Below are 26423 nucleotides of genomic sequence, written 5' to 3'. Positions count from 1 at the left end.
TCCTAAATATTTAAAACGCTATGTATTTAAACCTCTTAAGACGCTACTGTTATTCTTTTATTATCACTATTGCTTTGTCGTAATTTTTTCAATACGCTTTTCAGGATGACTATTTAAAATAACCCGTTGAACGAAAATTCCCGGCAAATGAATCTCATCGGCATCAAGCTCGCCGATTTCCACTATTTCTTCCACTTCTGCTACCGTAATCTTGCCGGCCATGGCACAGTCTGGGTTAAAATTTCGCGCCGTTTTATTAAAAATCAAGTTGCCGGCTTTGTCCGCTTTTTGCGCTTTAACAAGAGCGACATCAGCAGTAAGTGAATGTTCCAGTACATAAGTACGCCCCTCAAAATCACGGGTTTCTTTACCTTCAGCGACCTGCGTGCCCACACCAGTTGCCGTATAAAATGCTGGAATACCCGCACCACCGGCACGCAGTTTTTCTGCCAATGTACCTTGCGGAGTAAGCTCCACTTCAAGTTCCCCACCTAAAAACTGGCGTTCGAACTCTTTATTTTCGCCAACATAAGATGAAATCATTTTCTTAATTTGACGGGTTTGCAACAGTAGCCCAAGACCAAAATCATCTACGCCTGCATTATTACTAATACAGGTCAGCTCTTTTGCCCCAGTGTCTCTAAGGGCAAAGATGAGGGCTTCAGGAATACCACATAGGCCAAATCCACCGATAGCCAAAGTTTGTCCATCCTGGATGATGTCTTTCAGTGCTGATTCGGCGCTATCATATACTTTTGATTGACTCATTTTTCTCTCCTTGGTTGAATCAACATACATTATTAAACTTGAATGCGTTATTGACATAATAATAGTGTCAGCAGTCATATATTCATGTCATAACGTTCTAAATAATCTACAATATATCTATCATAGATTATTATGAGAGTAATTACACTACACCAATAACCAAAAAGCACCCGCAATGATCACACCTGAGACAGCCAGTACAATCAGACAATATCCCATAATAGCCCGAGCATCTAGACCCGCAATACCTAATAATGGTAGTGCCCAAAACGGTTGAATCATATTAGTCCACGCATCTCCCCATGAAATAGCCATTGCCGTAACGCTTGGGCTAACATTTAGAGCTACCCCAGCGGGAATCATGACTGGACCTTGAACTGCGAACTGTCCCCCACCCGATGGGACGAAAATATTAACCAAGCCTGCACTCAAAAATGCAAATATAGGAAAGCTATCTGCGGTGGCATTATTGACAAAAAACTCAGTAACTAGAGTACTAATCGACACCCCTTCTGCATTAGCGCCCGTCATAATCCCCATGATACCGCTATAAAATGGAAACAGTAATACAATCCCTGCGATGCCTCCTATTCCCGATTTCACGGCACGATAATAACGCTCTAATGTGCCATGCGCTAATAATCCAATAAATAAAAATAGTCCGATAACAATATTTAAGCCTAAGTTAAATCCGTTATTTGCGAAGTAATTGATGTAATACAGCACTCCCATGGCCAACAACAAAAGCGCAATGATACGACTGTCGTCAATCTTTTGTGCCAGAGTAATCTTTTCAGGGGGGATATATGCCTTAACTTTTATTAAAGCAGGATCAACTGTAGTAGGGTTTTTGGGATGCATGAATCGATTTAGCAGTGGCAGAACAATGATTAAAGCAGCAAGTATAATTAAATTGTATGAGGCAAATATCGTTTGCGATAAAGGCACCGCCTCCGTCAATATACCGCCTGACAATGTTTGTAAGTTTTCGCCACCTGAGCTCAATGTCAAAGGTATAGAGCCAGAGAAGCCGCCATGCCAAATCAAAAAACCAGAATATGCAGCGGCAACCAATAGTGGATAATCGACATTTGGCACTTTTCTGGCCAATGACTTAGCAAAAATCGCTCCAACTACTAGCCCAAAACCCCAGTTAATCCATGAACCTGCAAGACCCACGAGCGTTGAAATGACGATTGCCGTTGAGGGCGACGTAACTTGCCCAGCAATACGGTCTAACAATCGCTGAATAATAGGGGCATTGGCAAAAGCGTAACCCGTTACTAAAATTAAGGCCATTTGCATTGCAAAACCATGTAATGACCACAGACCATCTCCCCAATGACCTGCCATAGTCAATAGGTCTTGACCAGTTAACGTGATACCAGCAATAAAAGCAATTAAAGTTAAGAAAATAGAAAATACAAAGGGTGAAGGAAGGTACCGGTTAACCAATTGTACACTGGCATTAGTGATTATCTGAAACATAAGAAACCTCCATGTTAAACTTATTGTTTGTTCCAGCACTACATTAAGTTATAAGAACAAAGCCCTTATGGTAGCTTAAAAAAGTAAATTTTAGAATACTAGGGTCATATTAAGCTTGGTTTTAAGTTATAAATGTCTTTAATCTGCAAGCCATTAATTAAACAAGCTGTCAATGATTACAACTTTTTCAACTTGTTTAAATATCTTAATTAATCGCAGCACTGTTTAAATCGCTAAAACTCTATAGTGATATATCCTATTAAACATCGGTAGGTAAATTCCCATTTTTATGCCTTTTGCGGTATCATAGTCGCACATTATAAACTCAGACAATTCTCTTAACAGTCTTTCTAAAATCAATAAACTTTATAGGTGGTTTTGTGCGTCATATTCTTGTTACCAGTGCCCTTCCCTATGCCAATGGCAATATCCACTTAGGTCATCTTCTAGAACATATTCAAACTGATATTTGGGTCAGAGCAATGAAAGCACAGGGCCATCAGGTAACTTATGTTTGTGCGGATGACGCGCATGGGACAAGCATAATGCTTAAAGCTGAAGAAAAAGGGATTACTCCTGAACAGCTCATAGCAGAAGTTAAAAACTCGCATGAATCTGACTTTGCTAAGTTTTTAATTGAATACGATAATTACCACACGACGCATTCGGATGAAAACAAAGAGTTCTCTGAATTAATTTATCGCCGTTTAAATGCCGAAGGTCACATCTCAACCAAAGATGTTGAACAACTATTTGACCCAGAAAAAGGGTTATTCTTAGCCGATCGTTTTGTCAAAGGTGAATGTCCTAAATGTAGTGCCAAAGACCAATATGGCGATAACTGTGAAGTTTGTGGCACGACTTACAATGCCACTGAACTTAAAAATCCGTACTCTACCTTATCTGGCGCTACCCCAGTCTTAAAGACATCTAAACACTATTTCTTCAACTTGCCAGAGTTTGAAACCTTCTTACAACAATGGACTAAAGACGAAGGTCGACTTCAATCCTCGGTATCAAACAAACTGCAAGAATGGTTTGAAGCAGGCTTAGCAAGCTGGGACATTTCACGAGATGGACCCTATTTCGGTTTTAAAATTCCTGATACACCAGACGATGAACCTGATAAATATTTTTATGTCTGGCTAGATGCACCTATCGGTTATATGGCTAGCTTCAAAAATCTTTGCAAACAGCGTCGGGGTTCTACAGACCCACTATACCCAGAACTCGACTTTGATGATTATTGGTTAGCAGAAAATCAGCATAAGACTGAGTTATACCATTTTATTGGTAAGGACATTGTCTACTTCCATGCTTTATTTTGGCCAGCTATGTTAGCAGGTGCTGAATACCGCACCCCAACAGGCGTATTTGCACACGGTTTCCTCATGGTCAACGGCGAAAAAATGAGTAAGTCACGCGGTACTTTCATTCAAGCTGAAACCTTTGATAAACATCTCCACCCTGAATACTTGCGCTATTACTTCGCGACAAAGCTATCGGATAAAGTAGAAGACATGAACCTAGATTTTGCTGATTTTATGCAAAAAGTTAATTCTGATATGGTTGGTAAAGTGGTCAATATCGCTAGCCGTAGTGCAGGTTTTATTGTCAAAAAATATGACGGCATGTTGTCTGAAACCTGTGCTGAGCCTGAGCTATTAAATGATGTGATGCGCACAGGCGAAGAGATTGCCACTGCTTATGAAAATAGAGAGTTCAGCCGCGCCATGCGCCTAATTATGCAGTGTGCGGATAAGGCAAACGAATACATTGATAGCAAAAAACCTTGGGCAATGGCAAAAGAAGAAGGTAAAGAACAAGAGGTTCAAGACGTCTGCTCAGTGGCGATAAATGTATTCCGCCAATTAATGGTTTACTTAGCGCCTGTTTTGCCAGAGCTAACGAATAACGCCAAAGCTTTCTTAAATATCGAGGACTTAAGCTTTGAAAGCCGTAATGAGTTGTTGTTAGACCACAAAATTAATAAGTTCAAACCCCTTATGCAACGTATTGAGCAAGCACAAATTGATGCTATGGTTGAAGAGTCAAAGCAGGACTTGGCAGCTATTGATCCTCAAAATACTGTTAAGTCCGATAGCAGTGCTCAGTCGAACAACAGTGCTAAATCTAAAGTCAATGCAGCTTCAACTGAAGGGAAATTCCTCGACTTCAATGACTTTATGAAAGTTGAGATGACCGTGGCTCAAGTGCTTGAGTGTAACTATGTTGAAGGCGCAGACAAATTGCTACAATTTACGTTAGATATTGGCAGAGATAAGCCAATCAATGTGTTTAGTGGCATTCGGCAGTTTTATGAGCCTGAGCAGTTGACTGATAAAAAAGTGATTTGTGTGACGAACCTTGCACCACGCAAAATGAAATTTGGCATATCAGAAGGTATGATTTTATCATCGGGCGACCCTAAAACTGGCTTAGTGGTCATCACTCTACCTGAGGCGTGTCAAGTAGGTAATAAGCTCGCTTAACTCACAGATCACATATTGCACAGGCGTTTTTAAGAGCTGGCCTATTTAGATTAGATCCTTTAAATTCAATCGGTGTTTAGAAAATAAGCACCGATTTTTTATTGTAAAATATTCAAACTTATGTTCTACTATACTAGTACATGATTGTATCCTAATACCCTTAGATCTTAACTCTATCTCTTTCAAAAATTTAAAAATTCAAACCTTTCAACTTTAAATAATTTAGTGAGTTTTATATGCTATTAAATTCCCGCCAATCTATGTTCACAACATCTAACCTATCAAAACTTGGCTCAACGACTAAAAAACCCTCCTTTAAAAAAATTTGTCAAAGTCTCTTAGCGATTAGCATGGGATTAGGGGTGGCCGGACTCACTGGGTGTTCAGACAAAGCAGAAAATACAGCGGCTGAAGTATCTGCAGCAAGTGTAAATAATAGTCAAAAATCAAAGACCGTTGCCATTACTCAAATTGTTGAACACCCATCATTAGATGAAATACGCCGCGGCATTATTGAACAACTTGCAGATAAGGGATACGCTGAAGGTAAAAACTTAAAGGTTAACTTCCAAAGTGCACAAGGTAATACCGCAACTGCTGGACAAATCGCCAAACAATTTGCGGGCGATGTGCCCGATGCTATAGTGGCAATATCAACGCCCTCAGCACAGTCTGTTGTTGCATCGACAACCACAATACCTGTGATTTACACCGCTATTTCTGACCCCGTAGCAGCTAAGCTAATTGATAAAAACAATGTGCCGATTCAACCGAATGTGACAGGTCTATCGAGTCAGTTTCCCATAGATCCACCTTTAGATCTGGTTCAAAAAATAGTACCAGACGCCAAGACTATTGGCTATGTATATAGCCCTGGGGAAGCAAACTCAGTTGCTGTGTTAAAGCAACTACAAGAAGCAGCGCCTGCACGTGGACTTAAAATTCTTGACGTTGCTGCCAACCGTCCTACTGATGTTGCCATGGCAACCCGCAGTTTAGATGGGCGTGCAGACGTAATATACACCTCACTTGACAACAATGTTATATCCGCTTTTGAGTCTATGGCTTCTGCCGCTAATGAGCTAGATATACCGATTATTACATCAGATGAATTTAGTGTTATGCGAGGTGCTACAGCTGCCCTTGGTGTTAATGACTATGACTTTGGTAGAGTGACAGGTAATATGGTATATCGTGTATTAAACGGCGAAGCGACATCTGAGATTAAACCAGCGGTTATGAATAAGTTAACACTTTATATTAGTCCCAAACATGCAGCCCAACAAGGAATTCAGCTTGACGAGTCATTATTTAAAGAAGCGATTAATGTTGATGATAAATAAACTACCAATTTACTAAAAATCTGATATTCTTTAATCAGCAACTTTTTTGAGGTCAGGATGACTTCAAATTTATACAAACGCCAATAATTTATATTCTAAATTATTGGCTATTTACTTAGGAGATCAACCCATGTTCAATCCAAATCGCTTTGTCAAAACCCTTATGTGGGGCGGAGTCGCTACCGCAATTTTAGCGGGATGCAATCAGCCAGCAAATAATACTGAACAATCGAATGATACAACTTCAAATGCAGACACTACCGTCGTTGCTGATACTGACGTGAAAGAAGTCGCAATTACCGCGATTGTTGAACACCCTGCCTTAGATGCAGTGCGTAAAGGTGTTATTGAAAAATTGACCGAAGACGGTTATATAGAAGGTAAGAACTTAAAGGTTAATTTCCAAAGTGCTCAAGGCAATACTGCCACTGCTGGTCAGATTGCCAAACAATTTGTTGGTGATGAACCTGATGTTATTGTGGCTATTGCAACGCCTTCTGCTCAGTCAGTTGCAGCCTCTACCACCTCTATTCCATTAGTGTTTTCTGCCGTAACCGATCCTATTGAAGCCAAACTCGTAAACAGTTTAGAGGGGTCTGGTACAAACGTAACTGGCGCATCTGATGCCCTACCATACGAACCACAAATTGATTTGATGAAACAGATTATTCCAGACTTAAAAAATGTCGGTTATGTTTATAGCCCAGGTGAAGTCAACTCGACCATAGTACTCAAAAACCTCACTGAAAAGCTGACCCCAATGGGTATTACTATACATTCAGCCCCCGCTCAAAAAAGTAATGACATCGCTATGGCAGCACGTAGTATCGCTGATAAAGTAGATGTCATTTACACCTCTACAGACAACAATGTAGTTTCTGCATATGAGTCACTTTATCAAGTGGCCCGCGAAAGTAAGATACCTTTGATTGCTTCTGACACAGGCTCCGTTGAGCGTGGTGCTATTGCTGCATTGGGCGTCAACTATCATGACCTTGGTCGTGAAACTGGTGCCATTGTTAGCCGTATTTTAAATGGCGAGAAAGCGGGAGACATTCCAGTTTATACGGCAAAGTCATTGGATTTATATGTTAGTAAAGCCAATGCAAATGAAGTCGGTATAGAATTGCCAAAAGACCTTATAGATAGCGCTAAAGAAGTCATCGAATAAGAAAGTTTCTTTAAGTGATTATTCAATTAAGCCTCGAGTAATGCTGATTTTTTTAATCGCTAAGTACGATATGCACTTACAAAATGACCTAGGCTTTTTTTATTTGGAAGTATTTGATAGATGTCATATACTTCCTAAAATATTTATTGAATTTTTTAGGATTATATTTTTTTAGGATTATATTAATGATTATGACAAATGGATTTGTTAAAACCTTAATGTGCGGTGGATTATTAACTGCCATGTTAGCTGGATGTAATCAGCAACCCTCCACAGACTCTACTGAATCCAAAACAGATACCAAAACATCAGTGAGTGAAGATGCCGATATCAAAGAGGTGGCCATCACTGCTATTGTTGAACACCCCGCTCTTGATGCCGTTCGTGAAGGTGTCATAGCAGAGCTTAAAGATCAAGGATTTGTAGAAGGAGAGAACTTAGAAATAAGGTTTCAAAGTGCACAAGGTAGCCCAGCTACTGCTGGTCAGATTTCAAAACAATATATTGGCGAAGCACCAGATGTAATTGTTGCTATTTCCACCCCTTCCGCTCAATCAATGGCCTCGGCAACCAATACTATTCCTATTGTATTTAGTGCCGTAACTGACCCTGTTACCGCTAAACTTGTCCCGAGCTTAGAAGCCTCAGGGACCAATGTTACTGGCGCAACAAATGCGATGCCCTATGAGCCACAAATTGCGCTTATGAAAGAGATTATTCCTAGTTTGAAAGATGTAGGGTATGTATATAGCCCAGGTGAAGTTAATTCAACTGTTATCCTCAAAAACTTAAAAGAGCGCTTAGAGCCGATGGGCATCACTATCCATGACGCTCCTGCACAGCGCAGTAATGAGATTCATCAAGCTGCTCTTAGCTTAGCTGATAAAGTGGATATGATTTATGTGTCTAATGACAATGGTGTGGTTTCTGCTTTTGAGTCGCTTTCGCAAGTCGCCACCGAAAGTAAAATACCCATCATTGCACAAGATACTGATTCTGTATCGCGTGGTGCTGCCGCTGCATTAGGTGTTAACTATGTCGATTTAGGACGTGAGACAGGCAAGATTGTCAGCCGTATCTTAAATGGGGAAAGTCCAGGTAGTATTCCTACTTACATTCCTGAAAACTTAAGTTTATTTGTAAGCCCTAATCATGCTGCTGAACAAGGGTTTAAATTACCACAGTCAGTCATTGATAGAGCCGACAAGATTATTGAATAGCCTAATGTTTTTATAGATATCAGATGAGTCCTCATTTATATAAAAGTACAAAGGCCTCATCATATGCTTTAATTGTTTATTAAATCTTCTTTTATCTGTAAAATATTTATTTTGTAATTTTATATATGCCTTAGGTAAATCTTTAGGTTTAGCAATATTGCGAGAAATATATGAATTACTGGATATTCTTAAGCTCAACACCTTAAACCAATATGATACCTATTGTTTAATAGCATAGTTATTTAGACTTATAGTTATTTAGACTTATAGTTATTTAGACTTATAGTTATTAAGACTTATAGTTATTAAGACTTATAGTTATTTAGACTTAATAGCTAATCTTTGGTATAGGTTCATGATTACTATGACGACAATTGAAAAATTTCGTTGCGATAATATTCATTGGTTTATTTTAAGCGCAGATCATTTAATCTGTTAAATCTACTTTAACCAGCTTCTATGCCAGTCAGTAAATTTATTATACAACTCTATTAGACAACTGGTTAAACCCTAAGCGGTGTCATTATATATTATGTCTCTCATTGCTTTTTTTGGGGCTCTCGAAAGTGGTCTTATCTACGCCTTAATAGCCCTTGGCGTACTCATTTCGTTTCGTACTCTTGATTTCCCTGACCTTACTGCGGATGGTAGCTTTCCGTTAGGGGGAGCTGTTGCCGGTATTTCTATTGTCTCGGGTATTGATCCATGGATTGCCTGCGGCTTGGGTATGATTGCTGGTGCGCTTGCTGGTATAGTAACGGCTTGGCTACATGTGAAACTTGGCATTTTGCAGCTGCTTGCTAGTATTTTAGTAATGGTTGCGCTGTACTCAGTTAACTTACGTATCATGGGTGCGCCAAACTTGCCATTGCTAGGAGAGGAAACTGTCTTCAGCCCCTTTGTTACCAATGAAAATGGCTATTGGGTGCGCTGCGTAATTATCGGCGGGGTGGTTATAGTAGCCAAGTTATTCTTAGATTGGTTCTTTAGTACTGAGTCTGGTTTATCAATGCGCGCTACGGGATCTAACCTGCGCATGGCACAAGCACAAGGTATTAATACTTCGGTCATGACGGTTGTCGGTATGGCAATATCAAACGCCCTCATTGCTTTAGGTGGTGCTTTGTTTGTACAAACTCAAGGTGGAGCAGATATCTCTATTGGAATCGGTACGATTGTTATTGGTTTAGCAGCGGTAATTATTGGAGAAACTATTATTCCTGCAAAGCGCATTTGGTTAATTACTTTTGCGGTTATTTTAGGGGCAGTTATTTATAAGTTATTTATTCAGGTAGCTTTGTCTAGTGATTTACTGCGTAGCATTGGTTTTGGGTCACAAGATTTAAATTTAATCACTGCCCTATTGGTGGTTATTGCCCTGCAATTACCCTCAATTAAGTCAAAGTTAATGCGTGGTAAACGCACGTAATTTAACCAAACCGATTAATCGTATTATGAATACTTTGACTATACACCAATAATCACACATTAAATTCAGAGTTTATATTTTAGTATTATTGTTATTAGTACCAAGTGGTTAGCAACATTACTAAAAAAGCCTCTAAATTAAAAGGATAGCGTCCTATGATGGAAGCCAATGATCTTAGGTTAACATTCAACCCAGGTACACCAATCGAAAACCCTGCCCTTCGTGGCATCAGCTTGAATATCGCCGAAGGTGAGTTTGTCACAGTCATTGGGACGAATGGTGCAGGTAAATCAACGTTTTTGAACGCAGTTAGCGGTACAACACGTGTAGACAGTGGCTCTATATTGCTGAACGGTCTTGATGTCACTAGAAAAACGGCTCACCAAAGAGCACACTGGGTGGCCCGAGTTTTCCAAGACCCTATGGCAGGCACATGTGAAGCTTTAACCATTGAAGAAAATCTAGCGTTGGCTTATAAACGTGGCGGAAAACGTGGCTTGCAATTCGCCCTTAACAATAATAACCGTGAGTTATTCCGTGAAAAGTTATCTATCTTAAAACTGGGGTTAGAAAACCGTTTGTCGGATAGAATGGGATTGCTTTCAGGGGGTCAGCGCCAAGCGGTAAGCTTGCTTATGGCATCGCTACAACCCTCAAAAATTTTATTACTGGATGAGCATACGGCTGCTCTCGATCCTAAGACTGCCGCTTTCGTGTTAGAGCTTACTGACAAGATTGTCACTGATAATAATTTGACCACTATGATGGTAACGCATTCGATGCAACAGGCTTTAACCCATGGCGACCGCACAGTGATGCTGCATCAAGGACAAGTGGTATTAGATGTAGCAGGTAATGAACGTAAAGGTATGACCGTGCACGATTTACTGGACATGTTTGAGCAAACCCGAGGCGAAAAAGTTGAAGATGACAGTTTAATTTTGAGTTAACTCTCACTACTTGATATACGCTTAATATGCAAAAGCCTATTGTTGAGTAAATTTTATAGTCAAATAACCCCTTCAATAATGAACTGCACCCCATAAGTTGTGTCCAACTTATGGGGTGCAGTTTAATTCAGTTAGGCTTGCTTGTTACTGATAAAAATAAATTTTATAGTTCGAACTGTAAAGCTCTATCCCCTTTATTATCTTGAATACGGGTTGGCAGGCCAATATCGTTTAATAAATTAATGAAAGGTTTGACGTCCAGCTCTTCAACATTTGCCATATGACCGATATCCCACTCGCCAGTCGCGATAAGCATGGCGGCAGCAACAGGGGGCACGCCAGCAGTGTATGAAATACCTTGGCTACCAACTTCGTTGTATGCGTCCTTGTGGTCAGAGACATTGTAGATAAAGACTTCACTATCGACTCCATTAATCTTACCTTTGACTTTATCGCCAATGCAGGTCTTGCCTGTGTAGTCAGGTGCCAAGGAGCTTGGGTCAGGTAATACTGCTTTGACAACTTTCAGCGGTACGACTTCTTGACCTTCAGCAGTCATGACAGGCTGTTCAGATAACAAGCCAAGGTTTTGTAATACTGTAAATACATTGATGTAATGCTCGCCAAAACCCATCCAAAAACGTATGTTGGGTACGTCGAGGTTAGCAGATAATGAGTGAATTTCGTCATGGCCACTAAGGTAACTGTTTTGCTCGCCCACCACGGGTAAATCGTCGGTGCGTTTTACTTCAAACATTTTGTTGGATTGCCATTGGCTGTTTTGCCAAGAGTATACCGTTCCGGTAAATTCACGAAAGTTGATCTCTGGATCAAAGTTAGTGGCGAAGTATTTGCCATGACTGCCGGCGTTAATGTCAATAATATCGATATCAGTTACCGAGCCTTTGTCCATCATGTCATAGCCGACTCGCGCATAGGCATTAACCACACCGGGATCAAAGCCTGCGCCAAGAATGGCGGTAATATTGTTTTCGGCACAACGCTCTTTGCGTTTCCATTCGTAGTTACCATACCATGGCGGTGTCTCACATATTTTGCGAGGGTCTTCATGAATGGCGGTATCGATATAGGCGGTACCAGTATTGATACAGGCTTCAAGCACGGTCATATTGACGAATGCGGAACCAACATTAATCACGATTTGTACGCCAGTGTCCTTGATTAAGGTTGCAACAGCGTCTGAATCCATGGCATCTACTTCGTGAGTATGTAAGATAGCTTCTTGTTTGAAACTACCCTTCTCTATCACGCTGGCTGCAATCTCATCACATTTTGATTTGGTGCGTGAGGCAATATGCAACTTACCTAGTACATCATTATGCATAGCACATTTGTGTGCAACGACTTGAGCCACTCCGCCAGCACCGATTATGAGTACATTACGCTTGGGGGTTTTGGTTGTATTAGAAGTCAATCTGGAAATCCTCCTTAGTGGGTCAACATACCTTAGTCAGTTAATATAAAGGGTACGAGTTGACGCCGTGAATGATGTGCGTGAATTAAAAAGGAAGAAATAGGAAAACCCACGCACCCGAAATTTAAAAACGCAGCATTATAATGTCAAATACACAATAATGCGACTGCAAATTAGCTAATATTCAATTTTTAACCAATCTGGTATCTATCATGACATTTATAGTAAGCTTTGTGTAAGTCAATCCTAATAGTTTTTGTTGTTTAAAGTGTATTAAACAATAAACGGGTAATTTACTTTATCCGTTCTGTTAAGACAGACTGGCTTTAAAGTCATCATAGCCAAAGGTTTTTTGTACTTTAAGATTACCTTGCTCATTGCAGATTACAATAGAAGGCATTGCCACGCCATTAAACCAATTCTTTTTTACCATGGTGTAACCTGCCGCATTACCGAATGCAACGGTGTCACCGATGCTTAATGGCGTATCTAAGGCATATTCGCCAAATATATCGCCGGCCAAGCAAGACTTACCATATATAATGGTACTAGAATCTGTCTCTGTTGAAGCAATATCACAAGCCTGTTCATTGACCTCAACCAAAGGTGCAGTCTCACGGTAAATTAATAAATCAAGCATATGCGCTTCAATAGACGCATCAACGACTGCAAGTGGCTTACCATTATGCAGGGTATCTACGACAGTGGTAACCAGCTTGGCAGCATTGTGAATACAGGCTTCACCTGGTTCTAAATACACTTGCACACCGTATTTCTCGCTAAAGCTTTTCAGCCTATCTGCCAACTTTTCTAACGGATAGTCAGGCGCGATAAAGTGTATGCCCCCACCTAAGCTGACCCATTGCAGCTCGTGGAAGAGAGCACCGAACTTGTTTTCAATATCATCAAGGCTCGCATTAAACGCTTCAAAACTTTCATTTTCACAGTTATTATGAATCATGACACCAGTAATCTCGGGAACTACAGGTTTAATTTTATTGATATCATGCTCACCTAAACGACTAAAAGGCCGAGCAGGATCTGCAATTATGAATGACGAATTGCTTGTTTTAGGGTTAATGCGTAGACCTACAGGGACGCCCTGAGCTTTAGCTTTATCTTTAAAGGCATGGAGCTGATTAAAAGAGTTGAAAATAATTTTATCCGCGTAGGTTAACACTTCATCAATTTCATCGGCACTATAGGCAACACTGTATGCATGAGTCTCTTTTTTCTCAACACTGCCATCTTCATGAACAACGTTACCAAACTCTTCTTTACCCAATCGCACTTCATTTAGAGATGATGAGGTTGTGCCATGCAAGTAGGGCTTCATCTCATCAAATACACCCCAAGTGGCAAAACATTTCAGTGCTAATAACGCTTTGGCGCCAGAGAGGTCGCAAAGACGCTTAACGATTGCTAAGTTTTGCTTTAAATCAGTAATATCAATTTGATAATAAGGGGTATTTAGCATATTTTTTCCTAAAAAAACAAAAGGAATGAAAACCGTTAATAAGGCCAATTGGAATAGAGCCTCGTAATAGACATAATATCGGCTGTCTAATTTAAACGGCTAATCTAAGTTCGACCCTAATTTGATAAGAGGCTCTTCTAAAACCTCTTCGATACTATTTGGGGATTACTAATATTTAAACAATCTTGAGAAAGTCTATACTTACTCATTGATATCTTTTAAAGAGTTATAAAGTTTCTTATCCTCGGGATGAAAAGCATAGCAAACCGCTTCTCTATCATCCTCTTGCCAGCTTTTTATCGTTGGTGTTAATACTGACATCTCGTAATAAGAATCTTGATAGGATTTACCAATATAGCCTTTAAACTTATCTTCACACACATCCAGCATACGCTCAATTAGCGCCTCAGTTTCGTTATAGTCCTCTGCTTCTGGCAAGTTATAAATATAGTACACCTCATTATCATGTGGGGCATTACATGCAAGGATAGGAAAGTTATTAGCGGCAATATTCTGATTCTCATCAGTAATGGTGTCTTCTTCGCTAGCATCATCAAAACACATACCGATCTTTAGGCTATTAATGTGGTAACCTACTTCATTTTTAAAATAACGATTCCTCAGCTTTTTGAGTCTGAGAACCATTCTCTTGTGAGCAGCCTGTCAGTGCCCCTACTAATATTAATGAGATAATAAAAAAAGACGACATATACTGCACGCCTTGAATCCTTTTAGATTTCTCCAACTTTAATTCCTTACTCTATTTTACTGATAAGTTGGTGTTACTAATAACTTATGTCTTATTTATAATGGGTAAAGTGGCCGATATATTTAAATTAAATACCATGCATACTTTTAAAGAGAATAGACAAGGCTTTAAGCTGATACTACCTTGCCAAATAACCTGTCATCTCTTCTACCCCATGCAGCGTCATCGGATACATATGACCGTCCATCAACTTGTCAATCTCGCCAATGGTATGTGTATAATGCCAATAGGTTTTGTCCTCTGGATTTAGCCAAGCCACCTTATCAAAGTGCTCAACAACCCGCTTTAACCAAATGACTCCAGGTTCTGAATTCATATATTCAACACTACCGCCTACCGAAAATAGTTCATAAGGCGACATTGAGGCATCACCGACAAAGATGACTCTATATTCTCTACCGTATTTCTGTAGTAGCTCCATGGTTGGGGTGCGTTCAGCATGACGACGTTGATTATTTTTCCATACATAATCATATAAACAGTTATGGAAGTAGAAGAACTCTAAAGTTTTAAATTCATTTTTTGCAGCCGAGAACAGTTTTTCTAAAGCTTCAATATGCGCATCCATACTACCCCCAACATCAAATAGCATCAGCACCTTAACTCGGTTACGTCGTTCTGGCTGCATATGAATGTCGAGCACGCCTTTTTTGGCAGTACGCTTGATGGTTTCTTTAATATCAAGCTCGTCAGCACTTCCCGTACGTGCGAACTGGCGTAAGTTACGCAACGCCATTTGCAACTGGCGGGTGCCCAACTGCTTATCATCATCTAAATCTCGATACTTACGCTGCTCCCATACTTTGACTGCACTGCGTTTGCGGGATTCACCGCCAACTCGTACCCCTTCTGGATGATCACCATATGCCCCAAACGGTGAGCTTCCTCCAGTGCCAACCCACTTACTCCCCCCTTGATGTCGTTTTTTTTGTTCTTTTAAGCGTTCCTCAAGAGCCTTCATTAGCTCTTCTAATGAGCCATATTTTTTTAGCAGCCGACGCTGTTCTTCGGTTAAATTCTTAGGATCAAGCTTTAAATCGAGCCATTCTTTTGGCACATCGGTAAGCTTAGCCATTAGTTCGTCAATATCTAAGCTATCCACACCATCAAAGTAATCGGCCATAGCACGGTCAAATTTATCAAAATGGCGCTCATCTTTGACCATACACAGCTTAATCAACCGATACATATCGTCACGACTGGCAAACGTCCATACGTCATTCTCATTAACAACATCAGGGTCATCTTTTGATAACTCAGGATGTGGCTGACGCATTAATCCTTTATCTAGAGCGGCATTTAAATCTAGCAACTCACGAGTGCTTACTGGCACTCCATAAGTCCTCAAGGTATAAAACAATTTTACAAACATATCAGCCTTGCCCTTTGATGTTACGACACCTAATGATAATCTCGACCTTTACCAAAGGTTAATAAAATGTTTTCTTAATAACTTTGTAGATAACTACTCACAGTATATAAATACAGTATCTATTTGCTATTTAACGACTCATCATATTTGCAAAACGCTGTAACAGCGTAATGTCCGCCTCGTTCTTAAGTAAAGCACCATAAAGTGGCGGTATTGACTTCTCGCCACGCAGGTTTTCCTCAAGCTCTTGTTGTGCCATATCATCCGCAAGTAAAAGGGTTAACCAGTCCACTAACTCAGACGTTGATGGTGGTTTTTTTAAACCTTGAATATTGCGTAATTTATAAAATATATTTAGAGCATCATTGACTAGTTTTTCTTGGATATTCGGAAAATGAACATCGACTATCTGACGCATAGTACTCTCATCAGGGAAATCAATATAGTGGAAGAAGCAACGACGCAAAAATGCATCTGGTAGCTCTTTTTCATTATTAGAAGTGATAATGACCACTGGACGTTTGTCTGCTGTAATAGTCTCTCCCGTCTCATAGACATAAAATGACATTTTGTCGAGTTCATGTAATAAGTCATTCGGAAACTCAATATCTGCTTTATCTACTTCATCAATCAACAGCACACTTCGCTGATCAGAGGTAAAAGCTTCCCAAAGTTTACCCGGCTTAATGTAATTATTAATATCATATACTTTGTCATCACCTAACTGAGAATCGCGTAGGCGTGACACCGCATCATATTCATATAAACCCTGCTCGGCTTTAGTCGTTGATTTAATGTGCCAAGTAATGAGTGGCATGCCCAAACTTTGCGCCACCTCTTCTGCTAGTAAAGTCTTACCCGTACCAGGCTCTCCTTTAATTAGCAGAGGCTTTTGTAAAGTTATTGCCGCATTAACCGCCAACTGAAGGTCCTCAGTCGCAATATAGCTTTGCGTACTCGTAAATTGATTTGAAGAATTTTGAGAAGTATTTAAGTCAGTCATTTTTAAACTCTTTTGGATATCATTAAATTAATTGTTATTGGCTCAGTAAAAGATGTTTAGCTATTTATTATCAGATTATGTTTATCTGTGTAACATAGGAAAAGACCTTATTGAATATATCAAAAAAGGGTTAAATACTTTAACCCTTCTGAAAAAATGCAAATAAGATGGTTTTAGATGACAATAAGGAGAAGAGTACTAATCACTTTTTTTGACATCATCCCTATCAACTATTTTTGCATAATTGCTCGACGCATTTTTAACAAAAGGATCATCTACTTCAATAGGCTCTTGCACGGGTACAACGTGGCTATTAACCGTTTTTTTTATCGAATTAACAGGTTTTTTTGTCAATCCATCATGCTTCGTAGGGGTTTTTGGCAAACTCACAGAATGGTCACGATTGACCATATCGGATGACATTTTACCTGTAACTTCCTGCGGATCGATTGATTCAACAGCTACTTCGCTAGACATATTAGTAGTTGATTCTTTTTCGGCTAAGTGCGTGCTTTCAACTGATTTGTCAATACTAGAGGTTATGGCATTTCTAATTAATTGCCAAATAAACCCCAGTACTAATCCTAAGGTAAAAACCACTAATATCGGCAATAAATTACGCAATGCCAGTCCGGGATCTTTCATTAAGATACCGTAAATAACGCCGATACTTGCTGGGGCTATATCACCTGTTTCCGCCGAGGTAACGCCAGGCGTCAGTAATATAGAAAATACAGCAAGCCAGCTCATACCCCCAATAGGTTTTGGCAATATGCGCACTATAAATAACCACAAAATTAGCACGATACAAGAGAAACCCACATACGCATATATTGGCAGCATATCAGGCGGCACATCTGCAACTAAATCACTCCACCATAAGGTAATTTCGCTTATGGTTTCGCTAATGCTATCTAGTGGCAATTTAGAAATTATATCGGCTAACCAATCCATTCAATGATAAATCCAAAACAATCTGTGTAATTTAAGCATTCACTGCTACTCGTTTAGAGTCTATGCTACTATATAAAACTACTTTATGGAGATAAAAAAATTCAATAAAGTTAGCGACTATTCTATCACGTCTTCATTATTTCAGCAGTTATTCAACTCACTGGTCAAATGTTGTTTAAACAACTTAACAAGTTTATAAAAAAAATTATATTTAAACTGTGTAATCCCAGTAAACAACCAACCTAAATTTTTTGTCAGTATTAAAATGATCTTTAGCAAAATTGTATTTAATCATATTTCTTATCTTGTTCTTCTTTCATGCGCATTTGTGCCTGAGCTGCGAATACATCACTTGGTGGTCTTTGAACAAAATACCCTTGAGACTCAAGCTTATCAACCACTTCATCTTTATTAACCCGAGCCAATTTTTTAGTCTCAGATAAATCTAAATGCATCAAAAACTTACCTTCGCCTAAAGTTTGACGTAGCTCTTTTGGTAATACTCCCAGCCAATCTTTAATCTCGTCAGTGTCATCAGGGAAATCTGGGCGGGCTATATAAACGTACATCTCGTTATGTTTCGCAAACTTATAAACATCACAATGCATATAGTCATTACCTTAATATTTAATCAATGGTTTTGTGCCTCTATATTAACTGATATCAACATAAATTCAATGCAACGTTAGGTTCACATAGATCAATTTATCGATAAAACCACATTGGTAATCTTATAAAGACATTTTTCTGTCTCTATAAAGTAAGGTTCTGTTTATAATCTATGTTATTTACCCTCTTTGATCTATCCGCTATTAATTTGAAAATTAGCCTTTACTATCAAGGGATATAATCTTGTTGATTACTTATTATCTACTGGTTATGGTCGGTTCTTTATTACTCGTTACTCAGTAGCAAAAATTAAGCTATCTGAATTGAGGCTTGTAAAATCTATGCACACCTTTCATAATAGACCTGTTTTTCAGGAGAGCGCAGTCATTTAATGAATTGATCTGCCACCGAAGGCGTAAGCACCCTGCCAATCGCTCAGGTAACCGGACTGAAAATCTCATTTTCATCGATCTATTGATTGATGATCGCTAATATCATAATGATATTGCAATGATAAATCTGGAGAGTGGTATTTGATGATTGATTCAAATACCCACCGAAGGGGAAAAGAAGTTGTCACTACATAGCTTATTAAGTTAGTAGAATTATTGATGACGTCGAAAATCTCAGGTCACAGGACAGATGGGGCAAACAAGATTATAAGATTTCATAGAAATGAGTGGCATGGCTTATTAAATTGCTTTGCAAACTTGTCTATGTTATCTGTAGACTTGTTTGCCCTTTTTTATGGCTTCATTTAATACTATTTTAAACCAGTATTTAAACAACTATCTAAATAACTTTTTAAGATTTTTGATGTTATCAAGCATACTTTTATATCAAGATTACTGAAAATATTACTTACATAAGGATTTGCCATGACCCCTTCTTTAAAACGAACCCCTTTTTATCAGTCTCACGTTGACTCTAACGGCAAAATTGTTGATTTCTCTGGCTGGGAATTACCCATTCATTACGGGTCACAACTGGATGAGCATGAGGCAGTACGTACTGATGCGGGCATGTTCGATGTGTCGCATATGGTTATTACCGATGTTAAAGGTTTAGAAGCTAAGGCATGGCTACAGAAGCTTCTTGCCAATGATGTGGCAAAATTAAAAGCCGTCGGCAAAGCCTTATATTCAGGAATGTTAAATGAACATGGCGGAATTCTTGATGATCTTATTGTTTATCGCATGAATGAGGCTGAAACTGAATACCGTATCGTCTCTAACGCTGCGACTCGTGATAAAGACTTAGCGCACTTTGAACAAGTCGCCAAAAATTTTGACGTGGAATTAACAGAACGTCCTGAGCTTGGAATGTTAGCTATTCAAGGGCCAAATGCTATTGCTAAACTTAAAGACGCTAAGCCTAGTTGGGCAGAGACACTTAATGAGCTAAAGCCATTTGTTGGCGCTGATTTGACTGATATTGAAGGTAACGACTGGTTTGTTGCTCGTACCGGCTACACAGGTGAAGATGGTGTTGAGGTTATCTTAAACGGTCAAGATGCTGCTGATTTTTTTAGTTTATTAAAAGAACATGGTATTAAACCAGCGGGGCTTGGGGCGCGTGACACGCTACGCATGGAAGCTGGCATGAACCTTTATGGTCATGACATGAATGAAGACATCAGCCCATACGAGTGCAATATGGGATGGACCCTTGCTTTAAAAGACGAACGTGACTTTGTCGGTCGTGACGCATTGATTCAAAAGCGGCAGCAAACTAAAGCAGCGGGTACGGCAATGCAGCAAGTTGGATTACTTCTTGAGTCCCGTGGTGTATTACGCGAAGGTATGACCGTGTCAATTAACCAAGGCACGGATAATGAACAAACCGGCATTATTACCAGTGGCACCTTCTCACCTACTTTAAAGTATTCGATTGCCATTGCACGTATACCAGCTGATGTCAGTGATAAAGATAACGTACAAGTAGACTTGCGTGGTAAAGGTAAGTTTGTTGATTTACGTGTCATCAAGCTGCCATTCGTTCGCAACGGCGAAAAACAGTTTGACTAGGCCGTGTCCTCATTTTGAAAATGGAGATAAAAATAAGATAAATCGAAGTCAGACAAGGAAAATAATAGGTAAATATCGAGATATTTACCCGTTATTTGACGTGGTATGACAAGATTTAGCTATTTTTAGCCCATTTAAATGCAATTGTACGAATTTAGGACACGCCCTCATATAAAGCACTACCTAAGTTAAGCGTTTTAAGTTAAGTGTTTGTCACTTAAATTAAGCAAATGACACATTAATCATTTATTGGCTTGTCATTTTAATTGTGTATAGTCATTATAACCATTGTCTTTTTAACCCTACTCTTACCTTATGGAGAATAATATGAGTAATGTACCTAGCGAGCTAAAATATGTGGCCAGCCATGAATGGTTGCGTCTTGAAGAAGATGGTACGGTAACGGTTGGTATTACAGACCATGCCCAAGACTTATTAGGCGATATTGTATATGTTGAGCTACCAGATGTTGGTGATACTGTGGCAGTCGATGATGAGATATCAGTTGTTGAATCAGTAAAAGCGGCTTCAGATGTTTACGCGCCTTTAACTGGCGAAATCGTCGCCATCAATGAAGCATTAGAAGAAACCCCTGAGACGATCAACTCAGACCCTTATGGCGATGGTTGGTTTTTCCGTATTAAGCCTGATAATGCTGATGACTATAATGATTTAATGTCAGCGGAAGAGTATGAAAGTGAGTTGTAACTAACCTGCAACTTTTAAGGTTACTAATATCCTTTTCTCTAAGCGTTGTTTTATTCATTGGAGCAACGCTAACCTTTTAGCCTATTTATATTTCATTTTGCTTCATCAATCAGGATAACCCTGTTATGTCTATGAACCAAAAATACAGTACGTCCAATAAAGCTAACAATATAGATGGAAAAACCTTTAACACGTTAGAAACCCTCGATAGCTTTAAACAGATTGTTGAGTCACGTCGTTCGGTCAGAAAGTTTACCGATACCCCTATCCCCGATGAAGTCTTGCAAGACTGTTTACGTCTGGCCATGTTGGCACCTAATTCTAGTAACTTACAGCCTTGGGAGTTTTATGTTATTGACTCCGATAGCAAGCGTCAAAAAGCTAATAAAATTTGCATGAACCAAAATGCAGCGACAACGGCTAACCGATTAATCGCTATTGTCGCACGTACGGATACATGGCGTGCACATGCCAAACAAAATATTGAAGAGTTTCCGGAAACGCCGGTGCCAAAAAAAGTTATAAACTACTATAGTAAAATTGTCCCCTTTGATTTTATTCGTGGTCCTATAAATAGCGCATCTGCTGCGAAGTGGGGTATTACCCAAGTATTTAGGCACATTAAAGGGCCGATCAAATCACCCTATTATACCAAAGAAGATATCAAAAATTGGGCAACCAATAATACAGCCCTTGCTGCAGAGAATTTAATGTTGGCTTTGAGAGCATATGGTTTTGACAGCTGTCCAATGGGCGGTTTTGATGAGCCTGCTCTCAAAAAACTATTAAATCTAAGTGAACATCATCATGTCGTTATGATGATTGGGGCGGGCGAGCGTGATGAAAGGGGTATTTATAACACTCAGTTTAGGTTTGACTATACCAAGTTTGTAAAACATGTCTAAAGTTAAAAAGTTAAATAGTGTATACCATGTCACTTCAAGACAAACAGCCAGTTATACCAATAGCCAATTGTAAATAGTACGTCCATGAGCTGATACAGCATTAAACTTTTAACGAATTGGAAACTTTTAATGAATTAGGGATAGAATTTATTGGGTTCAATATAATCAATTCGTTACTTATAACATTTCCACTATCTACACCCATTAATAACTGCCTGAAGGCGGACTAAACACTAAGGATTACCATGACTATAGATAACTCTCAAAACAATACTTTTGATGGTTTATTCAATGAATCTCAGTTTGTCTCAAGACACTTAGGTGTTGCTGAAGCTGAGCAACTTGAGATGCTAAAAGCCATTGGTTATGAGGACATGGAAAGCTTTATTGCTGATACTGTGCCAGCACCCGTACTCATGAATCGTGAGCTTGAATTACCGCTTGCCATCAGTGAGCACAATGCCATCGCAAAATTACGCGCTATGGCCGATGACATCATCGTTAACAAAAGCTACATTGGTCAAGGTTATTCGCCAGTACGCATGCCAGCAGTTATTCAGCGAAATGTTTTAGAAAATCCAGGTTGGTACACCGCTTATACGCCTTATCAAGCTGAGATTGCTCAAGGCCGTCTTGAAGCATTATTAAACTTTCAACAAGTGTGTATTGATTTAACGGGTTTAGAGCTGGCTGGTGCATCATTGCTAGATGAAGCCACAGCAGCAGCTGAAGGCATGGCCATGGCCAAACGGGTCAGCAAAAGTAAATCAAATCAATTTTTCGTCGATAACCGTGTATATCCGCAAACTTTAGACGTTATCCATACCCGGGCAAAATACTTTGGCTGGGAAGTTGTGGTTGGAGATTTTGAAACGGCTAAATCAGGCGATTTCTTCGGTGCCCTATTCCAGTATGTCGGTAAAGATGGCGATGTTGTAGACTTAACGGATGTGATTGCGGCGGTTAAAGAAAACAAAACCTACGCTTTGGTAGTCAGTGACATTATGAGCTTGGTCTTATTGAAGTCGCCAGCTGATATGGGTGCAGATGTGGCGTTAGGAAGTACCCAGCGTTTTGGTATTCCAATGGGCTTTGGTGGACCGCATGCCGCTTACTTTGCCTTCACAGATAAAGCAAAACGTGCGGCACCTGGTCGAATTATCGGTGTGTCAAAAGATGCTCAAGGTAATACCGCCCTGCGTATGGCACTGCAAACTCGTGAACAGCATATCCGCCGTGAAAAAGCCAATTCTAACATTTGTACCTCACAGGTATTACTCGCCAACCTTGCTGGTATGTATGCTGTATATCATGGTCCTAAAGGTCTAAAACGCATTGCCACACGTATCCACGCTATGGCAACTGCCTTTAGCGATGTCATTAGACAGCTTGACGGTGATTTAAGTGTCATACACGACAACTTCTTTGACACTGTATTGGTGGAATGTGGTTCAGAAAAACTGGCAACACAAATCTTTGAAAATGCGGAAAACGTAGGCTATAACCTATGGCGAGTGGGCAAAACAAAGCTATCCGTATCATTTTCAGAAACCAGCGATAATACTGATTTTGAAGTACTGACTCAACTATTTGCTAATAAAGCGCATTCACTGCCAAATGATGCAAAAATATCATTAAATATTGAGTTATTACGCACTGATGAAATTTTAACGCATCCAGTATTCAACTCTTATCATACAGAACACGAAATGTTGCGCTATTTAAAGCGTCTTGAAGATAAAGATTTAGCAATGAATCGCAGTATGATTTCGCTTGGAAGCTGTACGATGAAGTTAAATGCTACCAGCGAAATGCTACCCATTACTTGGAACGAATTTGCTAATGTGCATCCTTTTGCACCACGTGAACAAGTTTCTGGCTATATTCAAATGATTGATAGTCTTCAAGATCAGCTCAAAGCCATTACTGGATTTGATGATATCTCTATGCAGCCAAATTCAGGTGCATCAGGTGAGTACGCAGGTTTACTGGCCATTCGACGCTATCATGAGTCTTTAGGTCAACCAAATCGTGACATTTGCTTGATTCCAAAATCAGCACACGGCACCAATCCAGCCACTGCTCAAATGATGGGCATGAAGGTTGTGGTCGTTGATACCGACGAAAACGGTAACGTCAATATTGATGATTTAACCAAGAAGTGTGAATTGCACAGTGAAAACTTGGGCGCATTAATGATTACCTACCCATCTACACATGGCGTGTTTGAAGCAGGCATCCGAGATATATGTGATCTAATCCACAAGCATGGTGGTCAGGTATATATGGACGGCGCAAACATGAATGCTCAAGTCGGTATCATGCAACCCGCTGAGGTTGGCGCAGATGTCTTACATATGAATCTGCACAAAACATTTTGTATTCCTCATGGTGGCGGCGGTCCCGGTATGGGCCCTATTGGTATGAAGTCTCACCTTGCACCTTTTAAAGCAAATCACGTGGTTAGCCCTGTACATAATGCCTCTAAAGATATGTATGCCGTATCGGCTGCACCCTATGGTTCGGCAAGTATTTTGCCCATATCATGGATGTACATTACGATGATGGGACGCAATGGTTTACTCGATGCCACTAGACTTGCGTTACTAAGCGCAAATTATATCGCTAATCAACTTAAAGATGATTACCCAGTGCTTTATACCGGTTCAAATGGCCGCGTTGCGCATGAATGTATTATTGATATTCGTCCACTTAAGGAAGAAACAGGGATTAGTGAGTCTGATATCGCTAAACGTCTAATGGACTATGGTTTCCATGCACCAACAATGAGCTTCCCTGTTGCAGGTACGCTAATGATTGAACCGACAGAATCAGAAGCGAAACATGAGCTTGATCGCTTTATTGCCGCACTAAAGTCGATTAAACAGGAGGCGATGAAAGTAAAATCAGGCGAGGAAGGTTGGACGTTAGAAGATAACCCGATAGTTAATGCACCGCATACCGCTTTTGTTATAACCTGCGAAAATTGGTCGCATCCTTATAGCCGTGATACTGCTGCATTCCCATTAGACTATATCCGTGAACACAAATTCTGGCCTTCGGTCGGTCGTATAGATGACGTTTATGGCGATAAAAACTTAATGTGCAGTTGTCCAAGTATTGAAAACTATATGTAATACCTTTTCAAAAAATAATCTGCAGTATATAACACGTTCAGTATCTATTTATAATGCTGACAGTCGTTATCCTTGCTAGTTTAATTTTGCACTTGGTATAAATTTAGGGTTATAGGTCTAATCAGTAACTCAAATTGGCAAAAACCTTCAAGTCTTAGATTTGAAGGTTTTTTAGCTTATCCATTTTTTTTGGATTATACAGTTTTGGATTATACAGTTAACTCAGTTAAATCATTTTTATGCTATAGTTTAAGTCGTCTAGAAGGGTTAACAAACAACCCGATACAAGGATAGTTTAATGAATAAAACAGACATTACCTGCCTCTATGGTTCATACCCAAATTGTTATACATTGGAAGTCAAGCGTTAAGGATTGCTCTGAATATAGCTAACTTGTTATACCCATTCAACTCTAATGCTCATCATTATGGAATAAATTATTGTGGTAACTCAAACCTCTGATCAAGATAACTCAAATACCATAACTGTTCCGTCTCAACCTTTTGTAATATTAATTCATGGGCTGCACCAACATGCATGGATTATGCGCCCTTTGGCTAAGAGACTACAGGACAAAGGGTTTAAAACTCATGAACATAATTACCATAGTGTCATTGATAGTATAGACCGGCATAGTCATCGTTTAAATATATGGCTGACTAAACACCATGATCCTAGCATACCTATTTATTTAGTTGGCCATAGTCTGGGTGGGCTGGTTATTAGGGATTTTATTTCCCGTTATCCACAGTGGAAAATCGCGCGCTGTGTGACATTAGGAACCCCGCATATCGGTAGTGTGGCAGCTGAATATATAAAAAAGCTAATGTCGCCTTTGGTTGGAAAAGCCTATCATCAAGGACTTGATGGTCAGGCAGCACCCCTTAAAGAAGGAACCTGCTTGGGTGTGATAGCGGGTAACTCGCCGTATGGGCTAGGTCAAATTGTTTTGGATTACCATAAACGTAAAGCTAAGCTTGCAAAATCTCAGTGCGACCATGATGGTACGGTATATGTTTTTGAAACCCAACTGCCTAACGCAACTGATCATATCGTGATGCCAGTATCACATACCGGTATGTTGATTAATCAAAAAGTAGCGGATCAAACAGTCTACTTTTTAAAACATGGTAAGTTTAAAAGGTAAATGTATGACACCCTATAGG

Annotated in this window: 20 protein-coding genes and 2 riboswitches; of the genes, 11 read left to right on the top strand and 9 right to left on the bottom strand. The window is 39.6% G+C overall.

The window, feature by feature from the left end; translation table 11 throughout:
- Positions 1 to 66: 66 nt before the first annotated feature.
- Together AC2SLL_RS01185 and AC2SLL_RS01180 are read right to left on the bottom strand one after the other, a co-directional pair.
- Positions 67 to 768, bottom strand: coding sequence for a CoA transferase subunit A (locus AC2SLL_RS01185; RefSeq protein ID WP_486529837.1), 702 nt, complete (start codon positions 766 to 768; stop codon positions 67 to 69).
- A 147-nt stretch (positions 769 to 915) separates the two neighbouring features.
- The gene (locus AC2SLL_RS01180) at positions 916 to 2256 is read right to left on the bottom strand and encodes a short-chain fatty acid transporter (protein ID WP_486529836.1); all 1341 of its coding nucleotides are present in this window, start codon (positions 2254 to 2256) and stop codon (positions 916 to 918) included.
- 380 nt (positions 2257 to 2636) lie between these two features.
- Here AC2SLL_RS01180 and metG point away from each other — a divergent pair, with 380 nt between their 5' ends.
- From metG to AC2SLL_RS01150, 6 genes are all read left to right on the top strand, one after another.
- Entirely contained in the window at positions 2637 to 4748 is a 2112-nt protein-coding gene (gene metG, locus AC2SLL_RS01175; RefSeq protein WP_486529835.1) for a methionine--tRNA ligase, read from the top strand.
- 350 nt (positions 4749 to 5098) lie between these two features.
- A complete protein-coding gene (locus AC2SLL_RS01170) occupies positions 5099 to 6091 on the top strand; it encodes an ABC transporter substrate-binding protein (RefSeq protein ID WP_486529911.1) in 993 nt (330 codons plus the stop codon).
- Between the two features lie 130 nt (positions 6092 to 6221).
- The gene (locus AC2SLL_RS01165) at positions 6222 to 7262 is read left to right on the top strand and encodes an ABC transporter substrate-binding protein (protein ID WP_486529834.1); all 1041 of its coding nucleotides are present in this window, start codon (positions 6222 to 6224) and stop codon (positions 7260 to 7262) included.
- Positions 7263 to 7447: 185 nt separating this feature from the next.
- Complete coding sequence (locus AC2SLL_RS01160; protein ID WP_486529833.1) at positions 7448 to 8482, top strand: ABC transporter substrate-binding protein; 1035 nt, start codon at positions 7448 to 7450, stop codon at positions 8480 to 8482.
- A gap of 532 nt (positions 8483 to 9014) precedes the next feature.
- Positions 9015 to 9911 carry an ABC transporter permease gene (locus tag AC2SLL_RS01155; RefSeq protein ID WP_486529832.1) on the top strand — a complete coding sequence of 299 codons (897 nt, stop codon included), beginning with the start codon at positions 9015 to 9017 and terminating at the stop codon, positions 9909 to 9911.
- A 155-nt stretch (positions 9912 to 10066) separates the two neighbouring features.
- A complete protein-coding gene (locus AC2SLL_RS01150) occupies positions 10067 to 10861 on the top strand; it encodes an ABC transporter ATP-binding protein (RefSeq protein WP_486529831.1) in 795 nt (264 codons plus the stop codon).
- A gap of 163 nt (positions 10862 to 11024) precedes the next feature.
- Here the strand turns inward: AC2SLL_RS01150 and AC2SLL_RS01145 are convergent, their stop codons facing one another.
- The 7 genes from AC2SLL_RS01145 to AC2SLL_RS01115 form a co-directional block, all read right to left on the bottom strand.
- Entirely contained in the window at positions 11025 to 12296 is a 1272-nt protein-coding gene (locus tag AC2SLL_RS01145; RefSeq protein WP_486529830.1) for a saccharopine dehydrogenase family protein, read from the bottom strand.
- Between the two features lie 310 nt (positions 12297 to 12606).
- Positions 12607 to 13773 carry a carboxynorspermidine decarboxylase gene (gene nspC, locus AC2SLL_RS01140; RefSeq protein ID WP_486529829.1) on the bottom strand — a complete coding sequence of 389 codons (1167 nt, stop codon included), beginning with the start codon at positions 13771 to 13773 and terminating at the stop codon, positions 12607 to 12609.
- 201 nt (positions 13774 to 13974) lie between these two features.
- A complete protein-coding gene (locus AC2SLL_RS01135) occupies positions 13975 to 14337 on the bottom strand; it encodes a septum formation family protein (RefSeq protein ID WP_486529828.1) in 363 nt (120 codons plus the stop codon).
- 323 nt (positions 14338 to 14660) lie between these two features.
- On the bottom strand, positions 14661 to 15914 hold the full coding sequence (locus tag AC2SLL_RS01130; RefSeq protein WP_486529827.1) for a vWA domain-containing protein: 1254 nt from the start codon (positions 15912 to 15914) through the stop codon (positions 14661 to 14663).
- Positions 15915 to 16044: 130 nt separating this feature from the next.
- Positions 16045 to 16917 carry an AAA family ATPase gene (locus AC2SLL_RS01125; protein ID WP_486529826.1) on the bottom strand — a complete coding sequence of 291 codons (873 nt, stop codon included), beginning with the start codon at positions 16915 to 16917 and terminating at the stop codon, positions 16045 to 16047.
- 198 nt (positions 16918 to 17115) lie between these two features.
- A complete protein-coding gene (locus tag AC2SLL_RS01120; protein ID WP_486529825.1) occupies positions 17116 to 17871 on the bottom strand; it encodes a hypothetical protein in 756 nt (251 codons plus the stop codon).
- A 287-nt stretch (positions 17872 to 18158) separates the two neighbouring features.
- The gene (locus AC2SLL_RS01115) at positions 18159 to 18479 is read right to left on the bottom strand and encodes a YcgL domain-containing protein (protein WP_486529824.1); all 321 of its coding nucleotides are present in this window, start codon (positions 18477 to 18479) and stop codon (positions 18159 to 18161) included.
- Between the two features lie 362 nt (positions 18480 to 18841).
- A riboswitch (glycine riboswitch) is annotated at positions 18842 to 18941 on the top strand.
- A gap of 48 nt (positions 18942 to 18989) precedes the next feature.
- Positions 18990 to 19132, top strand: a riboswitch (glycine riboswitch).
- A 226-nt stretch (positions 19133 to 19358) separates the two neighbouring features.
- Here AC2SLL_RS01115 and gcvT point away from each other — a divergent pair.
- From gcvT to AC2SLL_RS01090, 5 genes are all read left to right on the top strand, one after another.
- Positions 19359 to 20507, top strand: a complete 1149-nt coding sequence (gene gcvT / locus AC2SLL_RS01110; protein ID WP_486529823.1) for a glycine cleavage system aminomethyltransferase GcvT — start codon at positions 19359 to 19361, stop codon at positions 20505 to 20507.
- Between the two features lie 327 nt (positions 20508 to 20834).
- On the top strand, positions 20835 to 21215 hold the full coding sequence (gene gcvH / locus AC2SLL_RS01105; RefSeq protein WP_486529822.1) for a glycine cleavage system protein GcvH: 381 nt from the start codon (positions 20835 to 20837) through the stop codon (positions 21213 to 21215).
- A 125-nt stretch (positions 21216 to 21340) separates the two neighbouring features.
- Positions 21341 to 22120: a nitroreductase family protein gene (locus AC2SLL_RS01100; RefSeq protein ID WP_486529821.1), complete on the top strand. Its 780-nt coding sequence runs from the start codon at positions 21341 to 21343 to the stop codon at positions 22118 to 22120.
- Positions 22121 to 22365: 245 nt separating this feature from the next.
- On the top strand, positions 22366 to 25257 hold the full coding sequence (gene gcvP / locus AC2SLL_RS01095; protein ID WP_486529820.1) for an aminomethyl-transferring glycine dehydrogenase: 2892 nt from the start codon (positions 22366 to 22368) through the stop codon (positions 25255 to 25257).
- A 442-nt stretch (positions 25258 to 25699) separates the two neighbouring features.
- Positions 25700 to 26404 carry an esterase/lipase family protein gene (locus AC2SLL_RS01090; protein WP_486529819.1) on the top strand — a complete coding sequence of 235 codons (705 nt, stop codon included), beginning with the start codon at positions 25700 to 25702 and terminating at the stop codon, positions 26402 to 26404.
- Positions 26405 to 26423: the final 19 nt, after the last annotated feature.

This window comes from Psychrobacter sp. CX97 (assembly GCF_057396285.1).
Note: the sequence above shows the minus strand (reverse complement) of the source record. Positions and strands in the feature narration are given on the sequence as shown.

Coding starts and splice junctions, on each gene's coding strand:
- AC2SLL_RS01185 (WP_486529837.1), bottom strand. CDS start 768: ATGAGTCAATCAAAAGTATATGATAGCGCCGAATCAGCACTGAAAGAC.
- AC2SLL_RS01180 (WP_486529836.1), bottom strand. CDS start 2,256: ATGTTTCAGATAATCACTAATGCCAGTGTACAATTGGTTAACCGGTAC.
- AC2SLL_RS01170 (WP_486529911.1), top strand. CDS start 5,099: ATGGGATTAGGGGTGGCCGGACTCACTGGGTGTTCAGACAAAGCAGAA.
- AC2SLL_RS01165 (WP_486529834.1), top strand. CDS start 6,222: ATGTTCAATCCAAATCGCTTTGTCAAAACCCTTATGTGGGGCGGAGTC.
- AC2SLL_RS01160 (WP_486529833.1), top strand. CDS start 7,448: ATGATTATGACAAATGGATTTGTTAAAACCTTAATGTGCGGTGGATTA.
- AC2SLL_RS01155 (WP_486529832.1), top strand. CDS start 9,015: ATGTCTCTCATTGCTTTTTTTGGGGCTCTCGAAAGTGGTCTTATCTAC.
- AC2SLL_RS01150 (WP_486529831.1), top strand. CDS start 10,067: ATGATGGAAGCCAATGATCTTAGGTTAACATTCAACCCAGGTACACCA.
- nspC (WP_486529829.1), bottom strand. CDS start 13,773: ATGCTAAATACCCCTTATTATCAAATTGATATTACTGATTTAAAGCAA.
- AC2SLL_RS01135 (WP_486529828.1), bottom strand. CDS start 14,337: ATGTGTTTTGATGATGCTAGCGAAGAAGACACCATTACTGATGAGAAT.
- AC2SLL_RS01130 (WP_486529827.1), bottom strand. CDS start 15,914: ATGTTTGTAAAATTGTTTTATACCTTGAGGACTTATGGAGTGCCAGTA.
- AC2SLL_RS01125 (WP_486529826.1), bottom strand. CDS start 16,917: ATGACTGACTTAAATACTTCTCAAAATTCTTCAAATCAATTTACGAGT.
- AC2SLL_RS01120 (WP_486529825.1), bottom strand. CDS start 17,871: ATGGATTGGTTAGCCGATATAATTTCTAAATTGCCACTAGATAGCATT.
- AC2SLL_RS01115 (WP_486529824.1), bottom strand. CDS start 18,479: ATGCATTGTGATGTTTATAAGTTTGCGAAACATAACGAGATGTACGTT.
- gcvT (WP_486529823.1), top strand. CDS start 19,359: ATGACCCCTTCTTTAAAACGAACCCCTTTTTATCAGTCTCACGTTGAC.
- gcvH (WP_486529822.1), top strand. CDS start 20,835: ATGAGTAATGTACCTAGCGAGCTAAAATATGTGGCCAGCCATGAATGG.
- AC2SLL_RS01100 (WP_486529821.1), top strand. CDS start 21,341: ATGTCTATGAACCAAAAATACAGTACGTCCAATAAAGCTAACAATATA.
- gcvP (WP_486529820.1), top strand. CDS start 22,366: ATGACTATAGATAACTCTCAAAACAATACTTTTGATGGTTTATTCAAT.